This is a genomic window from Corallococcus sp. AB049A (assembly GCF_003668885.1).
Taxonomy (GTDB): Bacteria; Myxococcota; Myxococcia; order Myxococcales; family Myxococcaceae; genus Corallococcus; species Corallococcus interemptor.
Genome location: NZ_RAWL01000088.1, coordinates 1 through 24,050, shown reverse-complemented (window position 1 = coordinate 24,050; position 24,050 = coordinate 1). Strand labels below are relative to the sequence as shown.

The 24,050-nt window shown below is 69.8% G+C and carries 22 protein-coding genes; 13 read left to right on the top strand and 9 right to left on the bottom strand.

The window, feature by feature from the left end; genetic code table 11:
- Nucleotides 1-1,035: NAD(P)-dependent alcohol dehydrogenase (locus D7X55_RS12540; protein WP_233609815.1), on the top strand; the 1,035-nt coding region annotated here is incomplete at its 5' end.
- A 54-nt stretch (nt 1,036-1,089) separates the two neighbouring features.
- On the opposite strand, the gene D7X55_RS12535 is transcribed toward D7X55_RS12540, so the two are convergent.
- Nucleotides 1,090-1,656, bottom strand: coding sequence for a TMEM165/GDT1 family protein (locus D7X55_RS12535; protein ID WP_121723187.1), 567 nt, complete (start codon nt 1,654-1,656; stop codon nt 1,090-1,092).
- Nucleotides 1,657-2,023: 367 nt separating this feature from the next.
- On the opposite strand from D7X55_RS12535, the gene D7X55_RS12530 reads away from it, so the two are divergent.
- Nucleotides 2,024-2,278: a ribbon-helix-helix domain-containing protein gene (locus D7X55_RS12530; RefSeq protein WP_014396286.1), complete on the top strand. Its 255-nt coding sequence runs from the start codon at nt 2,024-2,026 to the stop codon at nt 2,276-2,278.
- A 167-nt stretch (nt 2,279-2,445) separates the two neighbouring features.
- Nucleotides 2,446-2,925 (top strand): hypothetical protein, encoded by a 480-nt coding sequence (locus D7X55_RS12525; RefSeq protein WP_121723183.1) that lies wholly within the window; start codon nt 2,446-2,448, stop codon nt 2,923-2,925.
- Between the two features lie 13 nt (nt 2,926-2,938).
- Here the strand turns inward: D7X55_RS12525 and D7X55_RS12520 are convergent, their stop codons facing one another.
- Together D7X55_RS12520 and D7X55_RS12515 are read right to left on the bottom strand one after the other, a co-directional pair.
- Complete coding sequence (locus D7X55_RS12520; protein ID WP_120549513.1) at nt 2,939-4,012, bottom strand: lysylphosphatidylglycerol synthase transmembrane domain-containing protein; 1,074 nt, start codon at nt 4,010-4,012, stop codon at nt 2,939-2,941.
- A 147-nt stretch (nt 4,013-4,159) separates the two neighbouring features.
- Complete coding sequence (locus D7X55_RS12515; protein ID WP_121723182.1) at nt 4,160-4,366, bottom strand: DNA gyrase inhibitor YacG; 207 nt, start codon at nt 4,364-4,366, stop codon at nt 4,160-4,162.
- Nucleotides 4,367-4,419: 53 nt separating this feature from the next.
- On the opposite strand from D7X55_RS12515, the gene D7X55_RS12510 reads away from it, so the two are divergent.
- Both D7X55_RS12510 and D7X55_RS12505 read left to right on the top strand, forming a co-directional pair.
- On the top strand, nt 4,420-4,575 hold the full coding sequence (locus D7X55_RS12510; RefSeq protein ID WP_199746942.1) for a hypothetical protein: 156 nt from the start codon (nt 4,420-4,422) through the stop codon (nt 4,573-4,575).
- Nucleotides 4,576-4,621: 46 nt separating this feature from the next.
- Complete coding sequence (locus D7X55_RS12505) at nt 4,622-5,611, top strand: NAD(P)H-quinone oxidoreductase (protein ID WP_121723186.1); 990 nt, start codon at nt 4,622-4,624, stop codon at nt 5,609-5,611.
- 6 nt (nt 5,612-5,617) lie between these two features.
- Here D7X55_RS12505 and D7X55_RS12500 read toward each other — a convergent pair whose 3' ends face one another.
- Nucleotides 5,618-5,986 (bottom strand): MmcQ/YjbR family DNA-binding protein, encoded by a 369-nt coding sequence (locus D7X55_RS12500; protein WP_120549511.1) that lies wholly within the window; start codon nt 5,984-5,986, stop codon nt 5,618-5,620.
- An 87-nt stretch (nt 5,987-6,073) separates the two neighbouring features.
- On the opposite strand from D7X55_RS12500, the gene D7X55_RS12495 reads away from it, so the two are divergent.
- The gene (locus D7X55_RS12495) at nt 6,074-7,648 is read left to right on the top strand and encodes a serine/threonine-protein kinase (protein WP_147442796.1); all 1,575 of its coding nucleotides are present in this window, start codon (nt 6,074-6,076) and stop codon (nt 7,646-7,648) included.
- Between the two features lie 61 nt (nt 7,649-7,709).
- Nucleotides 7,710-8,747, top strand: coding sequence for an agmatinase (gene speB, locus D7X55_RS12490; protein WP_120549509.1), 1,038 nt, complete (start codon nt 7,710-7,712; stop codon nt 8,745-8,747).
- Between the two features lie 5 nt (nt 8,748-8,752).
- Here the strand turns inward: speB and D7X55_RS12485 are convergent, their stop codons facing one another.
- On the bottom strand, nt 8,753-9,760 hold the full coding sequence (locus D7X55_RS12485) for a hybrid sensor histidine kinase/response regulator (RefSeq protein WP_121723181.1): 1,008 nt from the start codon (nt 9,758-9,760) through the stop codon (nt 8,753-8,755).
- A 258-nt stretch (nt 9,761-10,018) separates the two neighbouring features.
- Here D7X55_RS12485 and D7X55_RS12480 point away from each other — a divergent pair, with 258 nt between their 5' ends.
- The 4 genes from D7X55_RS12480 to D7X55_RS12465 all read left to right on the top strand — a co-directional run bounded on the left by D7X55_RS12480 (nt 10,019) and on the right by D7X55_RS12465 (nt 17,569).
- Nucleotides 10,019-11,359, top strand: coding sequence for a trypsin-like peptidase domain-containing protein (locus D7X55_RS12480; RefSeq protein WP_121723180.1), 1,341 nt, complete (start codon nt 10,019-10,021; stop codon nt 11,357-11,359).
- A gap of 53 nt (nt 11,360-11,412) precedes the next feature.
- The gene (locus tag D7X55_RS12475) at nt 11,413-13,332 is read left to right on the top strand and encodes a serine/threonine-protein kinase (protein WP_121723179.1); all 1,920 of its coding nucleotides are present in this window, start codon (nt 11,413-11,415) and stop codon (nt 13,330-13,332) included.
- Between the two features lie 88 nt (nt 13,333-13,420).
- A complete protein-coding gene (locus D7X55_RS12470) occupies nt 13,421-14,671 on the top strand; it encodes a Tat pathway signal protein (RefSeq protein WP_121723178.1) in 1,251 nt (416 codons plus the stop codon).
- A 57-nt stretch (nt 14,672-14,728) separates the two neighbouring features.
- Nucleotides 14,729-17,569, top strand: coding sequence for a hypothetical protein (locus D7X55_RS12465; protein ID WP_199746941.1), 2,841 nt, complete (start codon nt 14,729-14,731; stop codon nt 17,567-17,569).
- 25 nt (nt 17,570-17,594) lie between these two features.
- Here the strand turns inward: D7X55_RS12465 and D7X55_RS12460 are convergent, their stop codons facing one another.
- The 4 genes from D7X55_RS12460 to D7X55_RS12445 form a co-directional block, all read right to left on the bottom strand.
- On the bottom strand, nt 17,595-18,773 hold the full coding sequence (locus tag D7X55_RS12460; protein ID WP_147470093.1) for a hypothetical protein: 1,179 nt from the start codon (nt 18,771-18,773) through the stop codon (nt 17,595-17,597).
- Nucleotides 18,774-18,794: 21 nt separating this feature from the next.
- On the bottom strand, nt 18,795-20,516 hold the full coding sequence (locus D7X55_RS12455; protein WP_121723176.1) for an NADPH-dependent F420 reductase: 1,722 nt from the start codon (nt 20,514-20,516) through the stop codon (nt 18,795-18,797).
- A gap of 183 nt (nt 20,517-20,699) precedes the next feature.
- Nucleotides 20,700-20,954, bottom strand: coding sequence for a hypothetical protein (locus D7X55_RS12450; RefSeq protein ID WP_120549502.1), 255 nt, complete (start codon nt 20,952-20,954; stop codon nt 20,700-20,702).
- Nucleotides 20,955-20,996: 42 nt separating this feature from the next.
- Nucleotides 20,997-21,434, bottom strand: coding sequence for a DUF4267 domain-containing protein (locus D7X55_RS12445; RefSeq protein WP_121723185.1), 438 nt, complete (start codon nt 21,432-21,434; stop codon nt 20,997-20,999).
- Between the two features lie 114 nt (nt 21,435-21,548).
- Here D7X55_RS12445 and D7X55_RS12440 point away from each other — a divergent pair, with 114 nt between their 5' ends.
- Together D7X55_RS12440 and D7X55_RS12435 are read left to right on the top strand one after the other, a co-directional pair.
- Nucleotides 21,549-22,496, top strand: coding sequence for an AraC family transcriptional regulator (locus D7X55_RS12440; protein ID WP_233609814.1), 948 nt, complete (start codon nt 21,549-21,551; stop codon nt 22,494-22,496).
- A 189-nt stretch (nt 22,497-22,685) separates the two neighbouring features.
- The gene (locus D7X55_RS12435) at nt 22,686-24,038 is read left to right on the top strand and encodes a GON domain-containing protein (RefSeq protein ID WP_121723175.1); all 1,353 of its coding nucleotides are present in this window, start codon (nt 22,686-22,688) and stop codon (nt 24,036-24,038) included.
- Nucleotides 24,039-24,050 lie beyond the last annotated feature (12 nt).

Sequence of the window (24,050 nt, the reverse complement as noted above, 5' to 3'; positions counted from 1 at the left end):
AGCCCCGCCTATGCCGCCCCCAGCGCGAAGGCCGCGCTCGGCCCCTTCACCGTGGAGCGCCGCGAGCCGCGTCCCCAGGACGTGCTCATCGACATCCAGTACTGCGGCGTGTGCCACTCGGACATCCACCAGGCCCGCGACGAGTGGGGCGGCGCCCTCTTCCCCATGGTCCCGGGCCACGAAATCGTGGGCAAGGTGTCCCAGGTGGGCAGCGCCGTCACCACCTTCAAGGTGGGCGACAGCGTGGGCGTGGGCTGCTTCGTGGACTCGTGCCGCGAGTGCCCCCAGTGCCTCAAGGGCGAAGAGCAGTACTGCGAGCGCGGCGCGGTGAACACGTACAACAGCCGTGACTACGACGGCCAGCCCACCTACGGCGGCTACTCCACGCGCATCACCGTGGACGCGAAGTACGTGGTGCGCATCCCGGAGGGCATCCCCCTGGATCGCGCCGCGCCGCTCTTGTGCGCGGGCATCACCACGTACTCGCCGCTGCGCTATTACGGCGTGAAGGCCGGCAGCAAGCTGGCCGTCGTGGGCCTGGGCGGCCTGGGCCACATGGCCGTGAAGCTGGCGAAGGCGATGGGCGCGGAAGTGACGGTGCTCAGCACCTCGCCGTCCAAGCGCGACGACGCGCTCGCCCTGGGCGCCTCGCACTTCGAGGCCACGTCCGACAAGGCGACGTTCAAGAAGCTGCGCCGGTCCTTCGACTTCATCCTGGACACCGTCTCCGCGCAGCACGACTACAACGCCTACCTGAGCCTCCTGAAGACGGACGGCACGATGATCCTCGTCGGCGCGCCGGAGAACCCGACGCCCCTGGCGGCCTTCTCGCTCATCCCCCGCCGGCTCAAGCTGGGCGGCTCGATGATTGGCGGCATCCGGGAGACGCAGGAGATGCTCGACTTCTGCGCCCGGCACCAGGTGGCCTCGGACGTGGAGGTCATCCCCATCCAGAAGATCAACGAGGCCTACGAGCGCATGCTCAAGAACGACGTGCGCTACCGCTTCGTCATCGACACGGCGAGCCTGAAGTAGCCGTTCGCACGAAAGCCCCGGCGTCCCTGCACGCCGGGGCCTCTTCGTGAAACCTCAGCCGCGCCAGGCCGTCCAGAGCGACACGAAGCCGAAGAGGAAGAAGAGCGCGGCCGTCACCCAGCGCACGTACTTCATGTTCACGCGGCCCGACAGCCGGTCGCCCAGGAACACCGCGAGCCCGTCCGACAGCAGCATCCCCGCGGTGGTGCCCAGCGTCACCAGCACCGGGGCCTGGTAGCGCGCGGCCACCGCCATGGTGGCCAGCTGCGTCTTGTCCCCCATCTCCGCGATGAAGAAGAGCCCCACCGTGGTGAGGAAGGCGCCGAAGCGCGGGGGCTTGCCGCCGTCCTCATCCAGCGTGTCCGGCTTGAGCGTCCACAGGCCGAAGCCCAGGAACATCACCGCCAGGAGCAGCGCCATCACCCGCGAGGGGACGTGCTCGGACACCCACGTGCCGACGGACGACGCCAGCGCGTGGTTGGCCACCGTGGCCACGAAGATGCCGCCCAGCACCGCCCACGGCTTGCGGAACCTGGACGCCAGCGAGAACGCGAGCAGCTGCGTCTTGTCCCCCATCTCACTGGCGGCGACGAGGACGAATGATCCGACAACGGCTTCCAACGACACGATGGCACCCCATCCCAGTCCCTGGCGCGGAGGCTGTCGTGGAGTGGAGCGCTTCAGGGAGGAGCGCGCACGACGGACCTCGGCCAGGGAGAATTGAATCCCTGTCCGAAGGTCTCGTTCGTCTCGCGCTTCGCGAGATGGGGGCCCGGGCTGTCACCAGCCAGTGTGTCGAGCGCCCCTCCGCCCCTCGCTGCCGGGCGGGAACTACTCCCCTTACGTGGGTGCGCGAGTAACAGCGCCCCGGGTTCCAAGTCAACCCTCCACGTCCGGTGTTCCTTTTTTTGACGGCACGAGAGGCCGACCCCCTAATGCCCACGCCAGGTCGGTAGCGGCCTGTAGCAGCATTCCTGGAGGAAGCCCGATGCAGGATGGAAGCGCCAGCCCGCTGAGCCCCGACGCTCCGTCGTCCCCGTCCGCGGTGGAACCCGGCGAGGTCCGCAGCCCCGAGGCCGACATCGTCTCCACCCACGTCCTCGTCCCCGAGGAGCAGGTGCACAAGCTGCGCGAGCTGGCGCGGCGCACCCGCATCCACCAGAGCGAGTACCTGCGTGAAGCGGTGGAGGACCTGCTGTCCAAGTACGGCCGCATGCCCGCCAAGACGGAAGGCGAGTCGTGAGCAGCCCCCTGCTCCGCCGCCGCGCCCGCTCGCTGCGCGAACGGCTGAGGCAGTGGCTGGAACAGGAGCTGTAATCCGCCCGTCAGCGTCTCCAGGGCCTCCCTGGAGACGTCCGGGAGGAACACGTTAGGGTCTGGACGTCCCTCCTTCGTCAGGAGCGCCTCCGGATGCGTCGCGACACCCTGCTGTCCGCCCTCCTCGTGCTGGCCGCCACCGGCTGTGCCACCACCCCCGGCTTCGAAAAGCTCTACCCCGGCATGACGGCCGCCCAGGTGGCGGACACCATGGGCAAGGGGCCGGCGAGGGCGCAGGAGTTCACGGACGGCTCGTCCGCCTGGTACTTCGACGAGGACCACTGCGTGCTGATGCGCGACCACGTGCTGGTGGCCAAGTCCACCACCGAGACGCGCACCGAGTTGCACACGCCCGTGGCCAGCCTCAAGAGTCAGTCCAAGGCCTGGTGCGGCCCGCCGGGCAGCGACGGCAAGCACGAGCAGCGCCTGGAGACGCCCTTCGGCACCTTCAAGGGCAGCGTGGATCCGGCCGCCGTCACCGAACAGGTGCGCAACAGCGTGCGCGTCCAGCAGGTGCCGCCCGCGACTCCTCCCGCCGCCGACGGAGGCCAGGCCCTGGAGCCCGCCCCGTAGCGGCGAAGGGCCTTCAGGCCACCGACGAGCGGGTGACCGCCGTGTCGTCGTCCTTCTTCATCTTCCCCGCCAGCTCACGGAAGGACATGTGGCTGATGGACAGCAGGATGAGGCCGAAGGCGATCTGCTGCACCGTCTGGCACAGCCACAGCACGTTCGCGTACGCGAGCCCGTGCGCGTTCACCATCGCCGCGGGCAGGAACAGCCCCAGGCCCACCTTGGTGGCGGCCTGGAAGGTGCCCATCATCCCGGGCGCGGCGGGGATCATCACGCCCACCACCAGCACGCACATCACGATGTAGGACTGGAACAGCGACAGGTTCATGGGCTCGCAGGCCATGCCCGCCGGCGCGCCGGAGCAGTCGAAGGCGCGCGCGAGCAGCGCCATGCCCAGGCCGTTCACGCCCCAGTACGCGAACGTGTAGAGGAAGAAGAGGACGATGTGCTTGCGGTCGGGCAGCTGGCGCATGGCCCCGACGAAGGTGTCCACGATGTCCGCCACCTTGTCCGCGATGCCCGGGGAGAAGCGGCCCACGGTGGCGCGCACCAGCCGCACCGTGCGCTCCTGCTGCCACAGGCCCAGCAGCAGGAACACCAGGCCGCCGCCGAACACGGCGAACATCAGCCACGAGCCCAGCTTCACGTACCGGACCTCGGGGGTCTCCGTCGGCACGAAGAAGAGCAGCACGCGGAAGAGCGCCGCCACGAAGAGGCCGTCCACGATGCGCTCCAGCACCACGGACGTCATGGCCGCGCTGCGGCGGATGGAGCTGCGCTGCGCGATGAGGAAGGGCCGGGCGAACTCCCCCAGGCGGAAGGGCAGCACCAGCAGCATCATGAAGCCGATGCCGGACGCCTCATTCAGCTTGCGGAACGGGACGTGCTCCAGGCCCGACAGCAGCGACCCCCAGCGCAGCGTGCGGAAGATGTGCACGAAGGTGAGGCACACGAAGTACGGGAGGATCCACGCGTAGTTGGCCGCCTTGAGGCTGGCGATCTGCGTGGACACGTCCGTGTCCCGGAAGGCCCACCACATGAAGGCTACGGTGACGAGCAGGCTGGCGATGAGGTTGACGGCGCGTTTCACGGCAGGCGGGTATACCGTCACTCTCCCCGCGACTCCAGCGGGACGCCTGCTCCCTGCCCTCCGGGGTGCACGGACGCGGGCCCTCCGGCGGCACGCTCCCCTGCCCTGTCGTTCGAACGGGCCGGGAATCTTCCACCGCCTGACGGCTCAGGCGTCGTGGCGGCGCGTCGGCTCACCGTCGGAGGGCAGCTCGTCCTCCTGCTGTTCGGCCTGACGGTCGGGCACGCGGTACTCCTCGCCCAGCCAGCGGCCCAGGTCGACGGCGCGGCAGCGGCGCGAGCAGAAGGGATGGGAGGTGTTCTCCGGACGCGGAGGCACGGGCTTCTGACAGATGGGACACGGCGAGAGAGGCATGGCGGTCTGGAGTCCTAGATAAGCCTTGACGCTCCAGCGGGCCAGGACGTTTCGTGCCCCGCCTCGTGCAGACACCTCCGGAGAGCGCTCACACGTTGTTGCGGGGCGGCCGGTTGCCGCGCGACTTCACCGCCGTGGGCGTGGAGGACACGGCCGCCCAGGCGCTGGAGAAGCTGCGCACCCACTGCTGGCGTACTCCGGATTGGTGACGCGGTTGTTGTTGTCACGGTGATTCTCCAGCGCAAGGGGCAGGTCATGAAGGTCGTGCGCATCACGAAGCCGGGCGGTCCAGAGGTCCTCGCGTTCGACGAGCGGCCGGAGCCGGTGCCGGGCCCCTACGACGTGCAGGTGCGGGTGCGGGCGAGCGCGCTGAACCGGGCGGACCTGCTCCAGGTGCGCGGCGCCTATCCGCCGCCGCCGGATGCGCCCCAGGACGTGCCGGGCCTGGAGTACGCGGGCGAAGTGGTGGCGGTGGGCCCGCGCGCGCGGAAGTTCCAGCCAGGCGACCGGGTGATGGGGCTGGTGGGCGGCGGCGCGTGGAGCGAGGTCCTCACCACGCACGAGCGCGAGGTGCTGCACATGCCCCGGGGGCTGGACTTCGCGGACGCGGCGGCGCTGCCGGAGGCGTACCTGACGGCGTACGACGCGCTGGTCCTCCAGGCGGACCTGCGGCCCGGGGAGGCGGTGCTGGTGCACGCGGTGGCGAGCGGCGTGGGTTCCGCTGCGGCGCTGCTCTGCAAGGCGATGGGCGTGCGGGTGGTGGGCACGGGGCGCAGCAAGGACAAGCTGGCGCGGGCCTCCGAGTGGGGCGTGGGCCACACGGTGCTGTGCGAGAGCAACCCGCCGGTGTTCGCGGAGGCGGTGCTCGCGGCGACGGGCGGCCGGGGCGCGGACGTGTGCCTGGACCTGGTGGGCGGCGCGTACCTGCCGGAGTCGGTGAAGGCCATGGCCCCGCTGGGGCGGCTGATGCAGGTGGGCTCGGTGGCGGGCGTGCGCGCGGAGCTGGACCTGGGGCCGGTGATGCGCAAGCGGCTCACGCTCAAGGGGACGGTGCTGCGCAGCCGGCCCGCGGAGGAGAAGATGCTGCTCACGCAGGTGGCGGAGCGGCAGCTGTTGCCCCTGTTCGACTCCGGCGCGCTCAAGGCCGTGGTGGATGCCGTGCTGCCCATGACGGAGATCCGCTCCGGGCTGGAGCGGATGGCGGGCAACGGCACCGTGGGCAAGGTCGTGGTGCGCTGGGACTGAAAGCGGCTACACGCTCGCCTTGAGCACCCTGGCGGAGGCACACCTCCGCCAGGCCTCCTTGAGCAGGGCATCCAGCAGGCGCCGGTCCACGGTCTTCAGACGCACGATGACCATGGGCCAGTCTTGATAATGCGGCGTCACTTCGAACATGTCTGGCTTGGAATCCAGCAGGGCCTCGCGGTGGTCGAAGTCCACCTTGACGACGATGGAGTCCTCATCCAGCACCCGCGCGAAGAGCTTGTCGCTCACCCGGAACCCGGGCGTCCCGTAGGAGGGGCGCTCCTCGGTTGACGGCAGGGCCAGCGCCATCTGGCGCACGTCGTCCACCGTGAGCCGTGCCTTGCGCTTCGCCACCGTCTTCTTCCGCGTCGCCATGGAGTGACCTCTCTGTCACGTTGACACGTGGACTGCCGCGGATGCCGGAGTTTCCGGTCTCCGTCTCCCTTTGCTACCCTGCTCCGGGTGAGCGAAGTCCAGCCTCTTCCCTTTGGCCGTTACGAGCTCCTGGAGCGCCTGGGCGCCGGGGGAATGGCCATCGTCTATCGTGGGAAATACACGGCGGGCCCCGGCATCACCAAGACCGTCGTCATCAAGCGCGTCCTGGGCGAGTACGCGGACAACCCGGACTTCGTGGAGATGTTCCTCAACGAGGCGCGCATCTCCGTGGGGCTCAATCACGGCAACATCGTCCAGGTCTTCGACTTCGGGCAGGTGGACGGCGAGTACTTCCTCGCCATGGAGTTCGTCGACGGCCAGCCGCTGTCTCGCGTGCTGAAGCAGCTCAAGGCGAAGGGACTGCCCTGGATGCCAGCGCCGCTCGCGGTGAGCACCGTCATCGAATTGTGCCGCGGGCTACACCATGCCCACACCCGCACGGACGACCAGGGCGTGTCGCTGGGGCTCGTGCACCGGGACATCTCTCCCGACAACGTCCTCGTGAGCTACGAGGGCGAGGTGAAGGTGTCTGACTTCGGTATCGCCAAGGCGCGGCTCGCGGGGCGGCCGGAGACGGCTGTCGGCGTCGTCAAAGGCAAATATCCCTATCTGGCCCCGGAGCAGCTCAAGCAGTGGCCCTCGGACGCGCGCGCGGACGTGTACGCGGTGGGCGTCGTCCTGTTCGAGCTGCTCTGCGGCGAGCGGCCCATCACCGGCAATGAACTGGAGATCTTCCAGCGCGCCAGTGAAGGCCGGCACACCCCGGCGCGCAGCCTCAACCCGGGCCTGGACGAGGACCTGCTCTCCATCCTGAAGCGCGCCCTCATGCCGTCGCCGGAGGAGCGCTACCGGAGCGCGGAGGCGCTGCAACAGTCCCTGTCGGACTGGCTGGGAACACACGCACCGCGCCTTCCCACGCATGCCCGGAAACTGTTCATGGCGTGGTGTTTCCAGGAGCAGTTGGCCGAGCAGAACCGGCCTGTCGCCCTCCCAGACTCCTTCCTCCGCCAGCTCCAGGCCTGGCGCGACGAACGGCTTCTGGCCAGCCGCGCCATTCCGGACGCCGGGTCCACCCCGCCTTCACCCGCGATGCACGAGTGGCCCGTGCTGCCCTCGGAGCTGGTGCCAAAGCCCCTGCCCCGGTTCCCGACCCCATCGGTTCCCGCCGCGCAAGAGGCCCCGGCGCGTCAACGCGCTCGCAGCCAGGACCTGCTCACCCGCGACGGGTTCTGGTGGGGCGTGATGGTCGTGGGGATCGGCGTCATCCTGGGCGTGTTCCTGCTCACGCGGCTGCTGCGGCCTCCACCGACATACGTGGTCCCCCTCTCGGAGGACGACCCGATGATCCAGGCCCAGCAGGCCTACGGCCAGGGCCAAAACGCGCTGACGGACGGCAGGATGGAGGATGCCCGGGCCTTCTTCGACCGCTGCCTGGACAAGCGTCCGGACCTCGACGTGTGCCGGTTCGCCCTGGCGAACACCTACGAGACCCTGGGCCTCCCGGAGCAAGCCCGGGCCGCGTACGAGCGGTACCTGCAGCGCGTCCCCCAGGGAGCCAAAGCGGACCACGCACGCGCGTACTTGGAGGCCCATCCGCGTTGAGGGCCGCCAGGCACCACCGAAGCCATTGCGCCCGGGGAGCGGAACCGTATCCTGCGCCGCCATGGCTACCCACTTCGACCCCGCCGCCGCCGCGCAGCCGGGCTCCGGCATCTTCGGCCTCCCCCACTCCCCTGACGAGGCCCACGTCGTCGTCATCCCCGTGCCCTTCGAGGCCACCACCAGCTACGGCGGGGGCACGTCCAACGGCCCCGCCGCCCTGCTGGAGGCCAGCAAGCAGGTGGACCTTTTCGACGTGGAGACCGGCCGGCCCTACGAGCGCGGCATCGCCATGCTGGAGGCCCCCGCCGAACTCCACGAGTGGAACGAGCGCGCCAGGGAGCGCGCCCTGCTCGTCATCGAAGCGGGCGGCATCGACTCCGGCGAGGCCGAGCTGCTCGCCGCCGCCAAGGACGTGAACGGCTTCAGCGAGAAGCTCAACGAACACGTCTACCGCACCACGAAGCACTGGCTGGAGCAGGGCAAGCGCGTGGCCGCCGTGGGCGGAGACCACGCCATCTCCTTCGGCATCATCCAGGCGCACGCGGAGAAGTACCCCGGCATGGGCGTGCTGCACCTGGACGCGCACGCGGACCTGCGCGTCGCGTACGAGGGCTTCACCTGGTCGCACGCGTCCATCTTCTACAACGTGTGCGAGCGCATCCCGGGCGTGAAGACGCTGGTCCAGGTGGGCCTGCGCGACATGAGCGAGAACGAGCACCGCTACATCGAGGACTCCGGCGGCCGAATCCACGCCTTCTACGACGCCGTCCTCCAGCAGAACCGCTTCGACGGCCTGCCGTGGAACCAGCAGGTGAAGCAGATCGTCGACAAGCTGCCGCAGCAGGTCTACCTGTCCTTCGACATCGACGGGCTGGACCCCGTGCTGTGCCCCAACACCGGCACCCCCGTCCCCGGCGGCCTGTCCTTCCCGGAGGCCATCGCGCTCGTCGCGGGCGTCGTGCGCTCGGGCCGCACCATCGTCGGCTTCGATCTGACCGAGGTGGCCCCCGGCCCCGACGGCAGCGAGTGGGACGCCAACGTGGGCGCCCGCATGCTCTACAAGATGATTGGCTGGATGCTGAAGTCGCAGAAGGCCTGAAGCCCTCAGGCCACGCGCGGCAGTGACACGCTGAACGTCGCGCCCTGCCCGGGGCGCGACTCGGCGGAGAGCGCGCCGCCGTGCAGCTTCGCCAGCTCCGACGCCACGTAGAGCCCCAGCGCCTCACCTTGCGCGGGGCCCTCCGGGAAGGGCTGGAACAGCCCGGGCAGCTCCGCTTCGGGGATGCCCGGCCCCGGGTCGCTCACGCGCACCCGCACCTCTTCCGCGGACGCCTGCAGCTCCACGCGCACCCCGCCCTGCCGGGCCGCGTTCGACAACAGCACGTCGAACACCTGGCCCAGGCGCTCCGGGTCGAACTTGAGGCCCACCGCCTCCGCGGGCACCGTCACCTCCACCGGCACACCCGGCCCCAGGGTGCGGCACCTGGCGATGGAGGCCTCCAGGTGCGGGCGCAGGTCGCCCTCCACCGGCCGCAGCGTCACGCTGCCCGCGCTCAACCGGACGGCGTCCTGGAGATAGCGCCCCATCCGCTCCAACGACTGGAGCTGCGCGCCCAGTGCCTCCACCGCGCCCTTGCCCGGCGGCGGCAGGTCCCCGAGCGCGCGCAGCTGATCCCTCGCGGCCTCCAGCGGCCCCTGGAGCGACCGCGCCACCCACCGGCCCAGCGCCTCCACGGGCGTGGCGGGCTCCGGCTGCACCGGTGGGGCCTTCTCCAGCACGTCGTGGATCAGCGTCTCGAAGTCGGTGATTTCAAAGGGCTTGTTGAGGAACGCGGCCGCATCCGGCGAGCCCTGCTGGAGCACCGCGCTCAACAGGATGATGGGCACCTCGCGCAGGCCCGGCTCCTGCTTCAGCCGGCTGCACAGCTCCATGCCGCTCATTCGCGGCATCATGTGGTCCGTCACCACCAGCCGAGGACGGTGGAGCCGGGCGAGCGCCAGGGCCTCCTGGCCGTCGCGCGCGCGCACCACGTCGTGCCCCAGGTCCTCAATCACCTGGCTCAGGACCTCCAGCACCGCGGGTTCATCATCCGCGACCAGGACGAGACTCATGTGAAACCACTCCCTCGGCCCCCGCGGGCAGCAAGCATCACGCCGCGCCGGGACTCCCAGGGCCGCCCCTGCGCCCCCAACGCCGCAATCGGCCCAGGGCAAGGACGTTCTGCCTGAAAGTGCGTTCGATCACGGCCGCGCCATCTGGTCTATGAAGAGCCGGACGCCGCTTCCAGATACCCAGGGAATGGCTGAGGCCTTCCCGACATTCAGACTGTCTTCCGGGAGACAATTCCCGGCGGCGTACGGAGGAAGGGCATGAGGGCAGCACACATCCGGTGGGGGCTCATGTGGGTAGGGCTCGTGCTGGCGCTACCGGCGCAGGCGGACCTGTCCCGGCGCCGCAGCGACGTGGTGGAGGTGGTGCAGAAGGTCTCCCCGGCGGTCGTCTACATCGGCACCGAGCAGGAGGTGGAGTCGCGCTTCCGGGGCCGGCCGCGCTCACCGCTGGAGGAGTTCTTCGGCCAGGGGATGAATCAGCCCCAGACGCGCCAGCGCATCACCGGCCTGGGCAGCGGCGCCATCATCGACCCGTCCGGCATCATCGTCACCAACGACCACGTCATCCGGGGCGCGTCCGCCATCCACGTGGTGCTCGCGGACGGGCGCACGTTCGACGCGGAGGTGATGGGCAGCGACGCGAACAACGACCTGGCGGTCCTCAAGGTCAACGCGAAGGAGCCCCTGCCCACCGCGAAGCTGGGCACCAGCAGTGACTTGATGATTGGCGAGACGGTGGTGGCCATTGGCAGCCCGTTCGGCCTGAGCAAGACGGTGACGGCGGGCGTGGTGTCCGCCACGGGGCGCACGTTCCGCGCGGACGACCGCGTCTACAACGACTTCCTCCAGACGGACGCGGCCATCAACCCGGGCAACTCCGGCGGGCCGCTGCTCAACGTGGACGGGGAGATCATCGGCATCAACACGGCCATCTACGCCAACGGCCAGGGCATCGGGTTCGCCATCCCCGCGGACAAGGTGCGGCGCATCGTGGAGGAGCTCACGCGCTTCGGGAAGGTGCGTCCCGCGTGGGTGGGCATGGACACGGCGGACCTGCCCGCGCAGGTGGCCGCGCGGCTCGGGTGGGACCGCACGTACGGCGTCATCGTGACGAACGTGGATCCGGACAGCCCCGCCGCGCAGGCCGGAGTGCAGCGCGGTGACGTGGTCGCGGAGCTGGGCGGCTCGCGCATCCAGGACGCGGAGGACTTCGACTCGCGCGTGCGCGGATATCCGGCGCGCTCGGTCTTCCCCTTGGTGCTCTTCCGAGCAGGCGGCAACCGCACGGTGCAGGTAACACCGGTTGAATTTCCTGCTCGCCTGCTCGAGTCCCTGGCGTGGGAGAAGCTGGGACTGCGAGTGAAGGAGAGCAAGGGCGGGATGGCCATCGCTTCCGTCCGGCCGGGCTCCGCTGCCTCGGCGATTGGCCTGGAGCCGGGGGACGTGCTGTTGCGGATGAACAACCAGCCGGTTTCCACGGGTGACACTTTCCGTGAAGCCCTGCTGACGGCGCGACGGGGACGTAGCGTGCTGTTGCTCGTGCGGCGCGGGCGTTACGGCTATCACCTGACGCTGCCTTTCGAAGGCCAGCGGCTCTAGGTACGACCCGGGGATTCCAGGATCGGCGGGAAGGGCACTAGCATGCCGTTCCCATGAGTTCGCCTCGCTATCAGTCACTCGGCCCCCTCCTCGCTGGCGAGGGCTCGCGTGCCTTCCTCGGACTGGCGCTGGAGGAAGGCGCCACGCCCCGCCCCGTGGTGCTCATCTGGGCACCGCCTGAGATTGCCCAGAACCCGGAGCTGGTGGCGCGCCTGGAGCGCGAGACGAACCGCGCCATCGTCTTCGAGCACCCGAACATCCTGCGCGTCCACGGCCTGGAGAAGCTGGACGGGGGCCTGGCGCGCGTCACGGAGTTCGCCGACGGCGAGCCGCTGCGGCGCGTGCTGGAAGTCAACCCGCGCATGACGCCGGGGTTCGCCGCGCTGGTGGTGGCGGACGCGGCCATGGGTCTGCACTACGCGCACGTGGCGGGCAACGACGACGGCTCGCCGCTGGTGCACGGAGACATCCGGCCCGAGACGCTGATGGTGTCCTTCAGCGGCTACACGAAGGTGACGGGCTACGGCGCGCTGTCCGTGGCGCCGCGCGAGCGCGGTGGCAAGCGCGTGAAGAACCGCCGCGCGTACACGTCCCCGGAGCAGCTGCTGGGTGGGCGTGAGGCGGTCAACGTGCAGTCGGACGTGTTCCTGCTGGGGCTCACGCTGCACGAGTGCCTCACGGGGAAGATGCCGTTCAAGGAGTCGGCGGATCCGGACAAGGCGGTGCTCAACCGCGCCCTGCCCCCGATGCCGGCGGACGTGCCGCTGAAGCTGGACGCCGTCGTGCGCCGCGCGACGACGAAGCGTGCGTTGGAGCGCTACCCGTCGGCGCTCGCGTTCCGTGAAGCGCTGGTGGAGGCCGTTGGCAAGCTGCCGACGCACGAGGAGTTCGCGGAGCACCTGGCGAAGCTGTTCCCGCCGGAGGCCGAGGCGCGCGCGGCGCGGCGGGCGACGATCGAGAAGGGCATCGCGGAGGCGCTGGCGAAGGCGGGCATGCCCGCGCCGCAGATCGCGGAGCTCATCGCGAACGGCGCGGGGCTCGTGGAGCCCGTGAAGAGCAAGGTGCCGGAGATCTCCACGGCGGAGAGCCCCAAGCCGGCGCCCGCGCAGCCCGGGGTGGCCGCGCCGCAGGCTCCTGTCCCCGCGCCCGTGCAGAGTCCGTCACCGGCTCCGGTCGCGGCGCCTCCGCAGCCTGTGGTTCCGAGCCCCCCAAGCGCCGCCACGGTTCAGGGTGGCACTGCTGCGCCCTCCCCTGCTCCGGCGGCTTCCACTGAGACGCGGCCCGCGGGTCCCATCTTCGGCGGCGCTGCGAGCCCCACGGTGCAGGCCCCGGCCGCGCAGAAGCCTTCGCGTTCCTGGGTGCCCTTCGTGGTGGGCGGTCTCGTGCTGACGCTCGGCGCGGGCGCGGTGATCGTCCAGCGCCAGCTCCAGGGCACGATGACGGTGGAGACCTTCGACGCGGGCCTGCCGGCGGTGGTGGTGGCCGAGCCCTTCGACGCGGGCATCGAGGACGCGGGCGTGGACGCCGGTGTGGACGCGGGCCCGACGATGGGCATCCTGGACCTCACCGTGGAGCCGCGCGTGGAGGTCACGCTCAACAACGCGCTCCTGGGCCGCACGCCGCTGTCCGCGTCGCTGCCGCCGGGCAAGCACCTGCTCACCTTCACCAACGGCGCGCTGGGCATCTCCGTGTCGCGCACGGTGACGGTGGCCCCCACGGGCCGCTCCGCCTACCAGTTCTTCCTGAACAAGGCCTTCATCAACGTGCGCGGCCCCGCTGGCGCGAACGTCTCCGTGGACGGCAAGCCGGTGGGCGTCGTCCCGGTGGAGGAGCTGGACGTCTACGAGGGCTACCACCGCCTCAACGTCACCGTGGGACCGTCACACTGGCAGAAGACCTTCACCATCGAGCCCGGCCAGCGCGTCAACTTCGACGTGAACTTCCAGGAGCCCCAGGAGGCCGTGGAGGAGTAGGCCCCCGGGCAGGCAGGGGTCCACCCCGGGCGCGGGGTGGATCCTGACACATTCCGTTTTGTTTCACGGCCGTGGTCCAATCCGCGGCATGCCCACGGCCTACACGGTGTGCTTCTGCGGAACCGCCTGCGCGCGGGACGAGGGGGAGAAGACCCGGAAATGGGACCCCAAGCTCATCGGCTCCCTGCTCGGCAGCGAGCAGACGCTCGTGAGCGACAAGGGGATCTTCGACCGGGACACCGGCTACATCCCCGTGCGGATCCACCAGGACATCTCCGGCACGCTGCTCGGCACGGACCTGAGTGAAACGGTGCGGGGCGTGGGTGAGAACGACTGGCACCACCAGATGGACACCTGCGATCCCCTGCTCACCCAGCCGCTCCTCGCGCCCAAGGAACTGCTCGACTACGTCGCGAGCTACTCCCAGGGCAATCAGCGGCAGCTCTACAGCCAGGCGTCGGGGTGGTCCATGGTCGCGCTCGCGCTGCATGGCGCGAACCTCGCCGCCCGGAGCGGGGCCTCGCGCATCAACCTCCTGGGGCACAGCCGCGGCGGGGTCGCGGCCATCATGGCCGCCTGGTTCCTGCATGCCTATGGCTCCAGCGAGGTGCGCAGGACGCCCGTCAGCATCTTCGCCATCGATCCCGTCCCCGGCACCGGGGAGTGGTACGGCATCCAGACCCAGCTGGCGCCCAACGTGCACAACTACGTCGGCGTCTACGCGTGGGACCACCTGGATGAAGGCTTCGCCGCGGTCATCCCGCGCCCCAACGGACGGATGACCCTGGACCGGGCCCAGATGGCCATCGAGGACCGGGGCCTGGGCACCCATTGGTGGTCGCTCGCGGACAACCGCCAGCTGGCGGATCCGCTGGTCGCCAACACGCTGCGCCAGCCCATGGGCTATCACCTCTACGCCTGCCGGGGACGGCATGGCACCGTCGCGGGCATCGCCACCCGGGACGGCCGCTATGACCCCAACACGGTCAGCGCGGACGTCGGGGCCGTGCCTCGGCTGGTCTACAAGCTCGCCCGCGCCTACCTCACCCAGTGGGAGACGGTCTTCCGCACCCGGTGCCGCGTGCGGGAGGACGCCCGGGAACTGCGGCGGAGGATCCACACCGCGCACACCCACTTCGACACGATGGGCGGCGGCGAGATGCGCACCGCCGTGCGGACGGGGCGCCCCGCCGTGCGGCGCGTCTCGTCCATCTCCGGCCGGCTCGGCTGGAACCGCTACTACCTGGAGGACGTCGTGGGGACGCCTCCGTACGACCTGGCCTACCCCTGCACCATCGAGCAGCAGCACGGCGGCTGGGTGAAGTGGAAGTTCCTGTGAGCCAGTGGGCGCTCCGGGAGGGCCCAGGCAGTCGCGTGAGCGAGGAGTCGAGGGACGATGAGCTTCATCGAGCTGGTGCGAGGCAAGGTCCATCCACGCTACTTCAGCCACCTGGCCGAGGACTGCCACGTGCGCGTCCTGGACACGCCGCACGTCTGGGGCAAGCCCTTCAGCAAGGCGGGCATCATGCCCGGCGCCCTGGCGCGGACGCAGGACTTCGAGACGGCCCTGGTGGAGATCATCCAGAAATCACGCTACCGCTGTGACCTGGCCTCGCTGAACAGCCCGGACAAGGCCTGGGCCCAGGTCGTCCTGCGCGCCATGGACAAGGCGCTGAGCGACCAGCCCGAGGGGATGCCGCCCATCCAGTTCCGGTTCCTCTTCGGCCAGACGCCGATGATCATCGTCAACGGCCTCATGTCCCCACCCCTGGTGGACTTCCAGGGCGCGCTCATCCGCCTGGCGCGGGAGCGGACGCGCTCCAGGCAGTGGAAGGTGATGCCAGACATCTGGATGGCGAAGTTCTACCGGATCCGCGAGGGCCTGCTCTCCGGCGTCATGGCGTACATGAGCAGCACGCTGGCCAGGTGGTTCTCGGCGGAGGGCGATGAAGCGTCCACCAAGATGACGTGGAATCACTCGAAGATCGTCGCCGTGGACGGCGCCGAGGCGCTGGTGGGCGGGCACAACCTGAACATGGACCTGTTCACCAGCTACCCGCCCGTGCACGACGTGTCGGTCGTCATGCACGGGTCTGCGGCGCACGGAGCGCAGCTGTACCTGAACAAGATGTGGGAGTGCGGGACCGACCTGGTGAAGCGGGAGTACCTGGACCCCCAGACGTTCCAGTGGAAGGACGGCAGCGCCAGCAACGCGCCCGTGCTCACGGATCCGCTGACCGGGGAAGGCGCCGTCTACATGCAGGAGCGCCACGAGGGCTTCGCGCACCTGCACGGGGGAGGACTCCCGGTCCCCAACGCGGTCCAGCAGGCCCGGCAGAAGAAGAACGCGTCGGCGCGGATGGCGGAGTCCAGCATCGACGAGATCCGCCGCGAGGACCTCCAGACGCTGAAGGACCTGGAGGAGCCCGTCTTCCAGCCGAAGCAGGTCGCGGCGTACGAGCAGCTGGGGGAGTACCGCAGGGCGACCCGGGTCCTGTCGGTCGGCAAGTACTGGTCGGGCTCGAGCATGGACTCCGACTACGAGAAGGCCTCCGAGGTGATGAAGGAGGCGCTCATCAAGGGCGCGAAGCGCACCCTGTATCTGTCGCAGATGGACCTGGTCAGCGCGTGGAAGAAGAACTGGTCCTCGCACGTGGTGTGTCATTGGATCATGGAGGCCCTGCTCGCGAACCAGAACCTGGTCGTCAAGGCGGTGGTGTCGCCGCTGGACGCGGGGGCGGGCGCGGAGGGCGACCAGTACTCGTTCGGGTCCGGCGCCTGCCGCACGTTCGACCTGTTCCGCTACTACATGACCCATGACGTGAGGACGGACGCGGAGCTCGATGACGCCGAGCTGCGCGAGGCCGCGCTGGACCGGCTGCACCTCGCGCCGCTCTACTTCACGGACGTGCCGGATCGCCTGACCGTCGAGGGCAAGACCTATAAGTGGCCCGACCTCACGCCGGAGGGCTACACGGCCACCCTGAAGCAGCCTTCGTTGCAGGACAGCCCGCCGAAGGGCGGCGTGATTGGCGACGCGGTGAAGGCCGTCAAGATGGCCAGCGCCACGGGCAAGGACAAGGTGCAGTCCGCGCCCGGCAATCACGCGAAGATCATGATCGTGGACGAGCAGGCCTACGTCGTCGGCTCGGACAACCTCTATCCAGGCTTCCTCTCCGAGTTCAACTACCTCGTGGAGGGCGAGGCCGCCGTGGGCGAGCTGCTGAAGTCCTACTGGGCGCCGCTGTGGATGTACTCCAGCAAGCACTGCGTCAACCCGCGCTGCCTGGGGGGATGCAAGGCCGCTCCATCGGCCCCGAAGCTCCACTACCCCCTGCCCCTGGGGCTCGGCCTGCTCGGCGCCTCACGCTTCGGCGTCCCCATGCCGCCGTCCATGCCCTTCGGCCTCAAGTCGGGGGCCTCCCTGCACCCTCTCAACTTCGCGCGGGTCAAGCGAATCCCCGTCGAGCAGCCGACACCCCTGGAGGACATCCTCCGGCAGGACGAGGCGCTCGCGTTGAAGGGCGTGGAGGAGCGGCGGCGCCGCAAGGAAGCGTCTCCAAAGCTCCCGGACGTTTCCAAGCCGCAGGAGAAGTCCCAGGAGAAGTCCAAGGAGGAGGCGCCGTGGGTGGATCCCTTCGAGAATGGAGACGACCTGAGCGGGAGCCACAACTACACCAGCTTCCAGATGTTCCGGCTCATGGAGCACTACCTTGGCCAGCTCCCGAACGTGGTCGTGCTGCACGGGCTCGGCAGGGATGAGCTCCAGCGCATCGGGCCGGAGGCGTACCGTGACGCCGTCCCGGCCAACCCGGTCAACGGCACCACGCTCACCCTGGTCCAGCCCTACAACGTCAATGGCAACCATTGGGGGCTGCTCTACATCAAGGTGACGCCGCCCACGGACGCGCAGCAGCGCAAGGCCCGGGTGCTCTACGTCGACCCGCTCCATCCGGACGAGGTGCCGGACCTCAGCGGACTGCGCCGGGCCTTCCCCAGCCTCACCGCCGAGCGGAGCACCGTCCGCTACCAGAACGACGTCAACGGCAGCGGAGACGAGAACGACTTCCAGCACAGCTGCGGCGCCTGGGTGGTCTACCTGTCGAGGCACCTGGCGACCCAACAGGACCTCATGCCTGCCCCGCCGGTGGATCCCCGCGACGCCGCGGTGCGGCTGCGAGCCACGCACCAGAGCGTCATCGACACGTTGAACGGCCTCATGGTCGACGTGGACTGACCTCCAGGAGGCCAGCCCCGGCGCCTCAGAACGTCGCGACGAACGCCAGCTCGCAGACCCGCTCGCGACACGAGAACACGTGCAGGGCCCCTTCGAGGAACTGTCCGCCCTCGTAGTCGAGCAGGTGCAGCATCTCGCCGTGCGCGCAGCCCGGCGTCTCGTCGGCAATCTCCCAGTTCGCCACGCCGCCGAGGCGAGCTCCGCCCCAGCGCACGCCGTTGCGCCGCTGCGCGACCCAGTCGTCGTACTCCTCGTCGGCACCGTTGCTCGGATCCGGCTCGAAGCCCTCGGGGAACGGCCCGTCGAAATCGAGCGCATCGAGGACGAAGAGCGCGCTCGACGCGGTGTCCGGCGTGATCTCCTGGCGACAGCGGTACCAGCTCACCGGCGGTAGCTCGGTCGCCGGGGAGCCCGGCGTCACCCGCTGGCTCTCGCGCTTCCAGTCCATCGACTCCGGTGCCCATACCTTGGGACTGATCACACGGTGCTTGGGCTCCACCAGCCGCACGTACCCGATGCGCTGATCGCTGGCATTCTCGATGCCGCAGTGAAAGCAGAAGAGCGCGACGAGGCCGCGGCCGCCGGGGAGGAAGTCCGCGAGCACCGCCGGCGGAATCTGGACGCACATCTCCAGCGGGCGAGCGCAGAGGCCGCAGCTCGGCCAGCGCGGCTCATCGAGCCAGGCGACGGAGCCGTGCGCGAAGCAATCGCCGGGGCCAGGATCGAAGCTCTCGGGCTTCAGGTAATGCGGCACCTTCAGATCGACGCAGGTGGGCGCGGTCTCGCAGAGCTCGCGGCGCCAGGGCTCGAACAACGGGTGCTCGGGGAGCTCGGGGCGAGGCGCCTTGCGCGCGCAGGGCACGCAGGTCTCGGCGACGTCGCTCCAGCGCGGGTGCTCGCGCACGAAGGCCGGCCATGGGGTCTGCGGCGCGCGGCTCGGCTCGGTCTTGGGCTCCTCCGTGGCCGCGGGCGCGACGACGAGCGGCGTCACCATCACCGCCTTGGGCACGCCGTTGTAGCCCGGCGCGGTGCCGTGCACCTCGACCCGGGTGCCGACCCCGGGGCTCACGGCGAAGCTCTTGAGCGCGGTGCCGCCGAAGCGAACCCGCCCGCCTTCGTCGAGCTCGATCCACCCGAGGGCGTCGTTGGGGTTGAGCTCGACGATCGTCCCTTTTTGCCCGCTCATCGCGCGGAACGCTAACACGCCCGCATCAAGCGAAGCGGGTCAGAGCAGGCCTGGTTCAATGCGTGCCGCGAAGATCGCGAGGAGCGCGCGGAAGTCCCTGGCGATCATCCGGGGCTCATCCCCTTCCCCATGAATCCAGCGGTGGATGCGGCCCTCCGCGTCCACCAGCAAGAGATCGCTATCGCGGCCGAACAAGGGAGCCATGCCGGCAAGGTGCGCATCCGGGATGAGGTCTCGAAGATACTCGCGAAGGTCGGAATCGTCCTGGGGCTCGAAGAGTCCCCAGCCGTCGATATCGATCAACCTCTCCCCCGCGCCGTCCGCCAGCTCGGCCAGCCCCTCCGGGCACGGAAGCCGCCACTCGGCGTACTGCCGGCGCCAGGCATCCCCGAATGGCTGGAGGTCCTCCTCGAAGTCGGGCTCGAGCGCTTCCTTCGGAATGGTCAGGGAGAGCACGGCGTCGACCAGCGTGCGGGTCGGGAGCTGTTCGTGCGATGGCCGCGCGGGGGACTCAATGCCAAGCGCGGCGCACACCTGTGCGGGACTGGCGAGCGAGCCCCAGAGCGCGGTCCCACGGTCGAAGCGCGCCGAGGCGGAGAGCGGCCCGACGACGACGGGTTCGAAGCCCGCATCGCGCGCGAGCCGCGCCGCCGTGGCCGCTGCCTCCGGATCATCCGAGGCGATCGGAACCGCGGGGGGCACGAGCGCGACCGCCGGGCCGAACAAGGCTCGCTCGTCGAGCGTGTTGAAGGCCTTCACCGTTCGCGCGCCCGGGAACAGCGCCCCGGTCAACGACCCGGAGCCGCGCTGGGAATTGCCCCACCTGGCTGCGTAGTGGGAGTCCTCGGGGTTCGTCACGTCGATCACGACCACCCCGGACAGCGCCTGTCGCGCGGCTTCGGCGACGCTCTTGAGGGCCGAGGAGGGCGTCGCCAGCACGATGACCTCCCCGTGAGACAGCGCCCGTGAAACGTCGCCCACCGCGACCGGTGGCTCCACGGACACCTGCCACGGCCGCCGGACCCCGATGCGGACGTCGTGCCCCGCCTTCGCCCACAGCGTGCCGAGCCGCACGCCGATCCGTCCCCCGCCGATGATCCCAATGCGGAGCGGCCCGTCGGTGCGGGGCACAGGCACCTCGCCGGCGGCCATGCCCTGAGGCGCGGCGGTGGCGCCGAGTTGCGCTTCGAGCCGTGCAGCCTCTCCGGAGCCGCGACGGCGCAGCTCCGCGACGACGCGCGACGCTTCATCACGCTCCTCCCAGTACGAGTACGGGGCCAGGGCGGCCGCGTGCTCCAGGAGCTGGCGGTCCGACCACCAGGGGAGGTCTATCTTCCATTGCCTGAGCTGCGCGACGGGCTGCCGCTCGAACCAGGCCAGGTACTCCGGACGAAGGGCCTCGCGGCCTTCCGGCGGCAGCCAGGAGAAGAGCTCCGCGACGCCAGACGCATCCTCCGCTTCGACTCCACGCTGAAAGGCATGACGCGCATCCGCGACGCAGCCCCCCATCTCGCCCGCCTTCAATCGTGCCTGGGCACGGGCAAGAAGAAGCCAGGTCCGCGCCGCGATGAAGTCTTCCGGCAACAGCGCGGTGACGTTCGCGAGCCGCGTCTGGCGCTCGCAGATCTCGACCGCGATCAGGTGCGAGACGTTGTAGTGCCGTCCCGGGGCGACCCGGCACAGGTAGGCCAGCTCAAGGCCGTCCGGCAGCCGCTCCAGGACACCGCGAAGACGTTCGTGGATCGCGTGGATCGGGTGCACACCGCCCGAGTTCACAAGCTCGAGCAGGCAGCCCCCATCCGGGTCACGGCGCAGTCTCAGGGGCCACGCCTCGCGCTTGGGGTCTGGCGCGGACTCTCCTCCAACAAAGGGCAAGCTCACGACCCCGACATTAGGCGAACGCGCGCAGGGGCCAAACGCGTGGCCCCTGCGTTCATGACCGCGTCAGAGCGGTTCCCAGCCGTTCTCGGTGCAGTAACCGACGAACTCGTCGACGGCGAAGTACGAGTACGTCCCCACGAGATGGTACTGGACGTATCTGAAGCCACACTCCGGATAGATGTGCCCGACCACCGTGGTGTAGGTGGCGTCACTGTAGAGCGTCGTCACGTAAGCGGCTTCCCGGTAGCCGGCGCTGGCCGGGCTGGCGCTCAGGAAGACAGACGCGACAGCGAGAGAGGCAAGGATTCGCGTTGCCATGGGTTTCTCCTGGATTGGACTGGCGTGATTAGAGCCGTGTAATCAGCGCAAATCCAGGGCAGGAGAGAAATAGGGGCGCAGCAGCGCGGCGGCCAGCGCTGCTCCGTAGACCGCCGCGCTTCCATGGACCGCGAGCGCGAAGGCGAGCGACGCACCGCCATGCATCACGGTCAGCGCGTCCACGGTGGGCATCACGATGCAGGCGAGGACGAAGACGCCCGCGGCCTTGCGCTGCCGGATGGCCACCAGGGCGAACATCGCCAGTGCCAGGCCCAGGTCCCTGCCCGCCTTGACGTACATCAGGGGAATCACCTCGCTCCCGGAGTCCGGCAGACCGAAGCCCCTGGCCGCGCTGACCGGGCCCAGCGCGGCCCGGAGGCTGAGGAACAGCATGAACGCGCCCAGCAGCAACGTGAACAAGGCCGTGGGCGAGGTGAGCTTCCAGGACAACCGCGAGGGGTTCGTGCGTGTGTCGTTCATGCCTGGAAATGTGACGTTCTGGCCTCGGAGACGCCATTCGCGGACGGCTCAACCTTTTGTCTGAAACGCTCAGGCCGCGAGCGTCGGGGACAGTCCGCTGCTAGCTTCGAGGGCATGGACCTCACGCATGCTTCCGACCTGCTGGGGCAGATCCTCGAGCGAACCCGTCTGCGGGGGCAGCTCTACTGCCGCACCGTGGCGCGGGCCCCCTGGGGGCTGCGCTTCGCGCCCACGACCACGGCGACCCTGCACCTGGTCATCGCGGGCACCTGTCACCTCACGCAGGGCCGGGACTCCGTCGCGCTGGGGCCGGGGGATGTCGTGCTGCTGCCGCGCGGCGACGGGCATGCCGTGGCGGACTCGCCTCGCAGTCCCAAGCAGCGGGTCGAGGATTGGTTGGCGTCACGAGGTGAAGGAGCTTCCGGGTATGTGCTGGGCGGCTCCGGCGTGGAGTCGCGGATGCTCTGCGGCTTCTTCGCGTTCGACGAGCCGGGGGCACATCCCGTGTTGCGGCTGCTTCCCGAGCGGGTCCACCTGCGAGGGGCCTCCGAGGACGCGCGTGCGCTGTTGCCCACGGTGTCGATGCTCGAACAGGAGTACGCGCGGGGCGAGCGGGGCTCCTCGGTCATCGTCTCCCGGTTGCTCGACATCCTCCTGGTGCAGGTGCTCCGTGCCTGGGCGGACGCGCAGCCGCCGGGCGGTGCGGGCTGGTTGGGGGCGCTCGGCGACAGGACGCTCGCCAGCGCCCTGGGTTGGATGCACGCGGAGCCGGGGCGGAATTGGACCGTGGGAGAGCTGGCTCAGCGCTCGGGGACCTCCAGGGCGACGCTCGCGCGGCGCTTCGCGAGCGAGGTGGGCGTGGCGCCGCATGAGTACCTCACGCGGCTTCGGATGCAGGAGGCCGCGCAGGCGCTGCGCGAGGGACAGGACGGGCTCGCGGCCATCGCGGTCCGCGTGGGTTACGAGTCCGAGTTCGCCTTCAATCGCGCCTTCCGGCGGGAGATGGGCGTGCCGCCCGGCGAGTACCGGCGCAAGGCGCGTGAGGAAGTCCAAGGGCCCTGACATCCGCGTCCCCTGGGGTGCCCCCACGCGCGTGCCAGTCCTGGCACGTTCGCTCGGGAGCCGCCTCCGCCGGGAGCCCGTCAGCCCGCGCAACACCGTGAAATCCCAGCTGGAGCCCGCGCGCCTCGCCGCTGGCCCCGCCCTTGCCATGGAAGGGCTCCGCAGCCACCTCAAAGGAGCCTCACCCCCATGAAGCCCACCCCGAAGTCCTTCGCCGTCTCCACCTCGCATCAGCGCGCGACCCGCGCCCTGGCCTGGAGCCTCACCGCGCTCGCCGTGGGCTGTGGCGCGAACGACTCCGAGTCTCCGCCCAAAGCTTCCGCGTCCCAGGCGCTCACCCCGCTGCCCGCGACGTGCGCGGACGTGCACGCCGCCCACCCGAACGCTCCGGACGGGAACTATGGCCTGTACGTGGGCAATGACCCCGACGCGTACTGGACCGCGTACTGCCACGACATGGCCGGCACGCCCCGGGAGTACCTCACCCTCCCCTTCCAGATGGAGGACACCAACGTGTCGCGCTACCTCGCGGGCGGGGCCTCGCCCGGCACCAGCGTGATCACGCGCTACACCCGCGTGCGCCTGCACCCGGACACGTTCCAGGTGGACACCGGCGACCAGACCTTCGCGACCTCCACCGGAGAGCTGACGCACTCGCCGGACACCGTGCGCGCCGTGCCCTTTGGCGTCGCCATGTCCTGCGATGGCGAACAGGCCCAGGCCAACATCAACCTCGTCGGCACGAGCTTCGAGGTGGACTCGAGTCTGTTCGGCGTGGGGGGCTTCGACGCCTCCGGCACCGCGGTCTCCAGCGACGGTGGACAGGCCGTCACCCTCTCCGGCGGAGGCTTCTGCGGCTGGACGGGCCCGCTGGGCAGCTACAACCCCTACAACCAGACCGGTTCGCTGCTGCAGCTGAAGTACCGCCCCCCGGTCCGCCTGCCGGCCACCTGCAAGGACCTCCAGACGGACTACTCCCTCACCCACGACGGCGAGTACACGCTGTGCGTCGGGCGCGATCCCAATCAGTGCTGGACCGCCTGGTGCCACGGCATGGACGGGGCTGCGCCGCGCGAATACCTCACGCTCCAGCACACGGAGGAAGGCGCCAACTTCTCGCAGTACCTCGCCGGCTCGCCCTCGCCCGGCACCACCGTGCGCACGCGCTACACCCGCGTGCGCGTGCTCCCGGCCACGCTCCAGGTGGACACCGGTGATCAGACCTTCGCCACGTCCACCGGGCAGCTGACCCACGCGCCGCACACGGTGACGGCCATGACCTACGGCGCCGCCATGTCCTGCAATGGTGTCCAGACCCAGGCCAACGTGGACCTGCGCGGCACGCGCTTCTCCGTGCAGCCCTCGCGCTTTGGCGTGGGCGGCTACCGCGCTGGTGGCTCCGTCACTCCCAGCGCGTCCAACCAGGTCTTCAGCCTGTCGGGCGGTGGCAGCTGCGGCTGGGCGGGCCCCCAGGGCAGCTACAACCCCTACAACCAGTTCGGCACCCTGCTGCAGCTGACGCTCAACCCGCCGCAGCCGTGAGGTCTCCTGCCC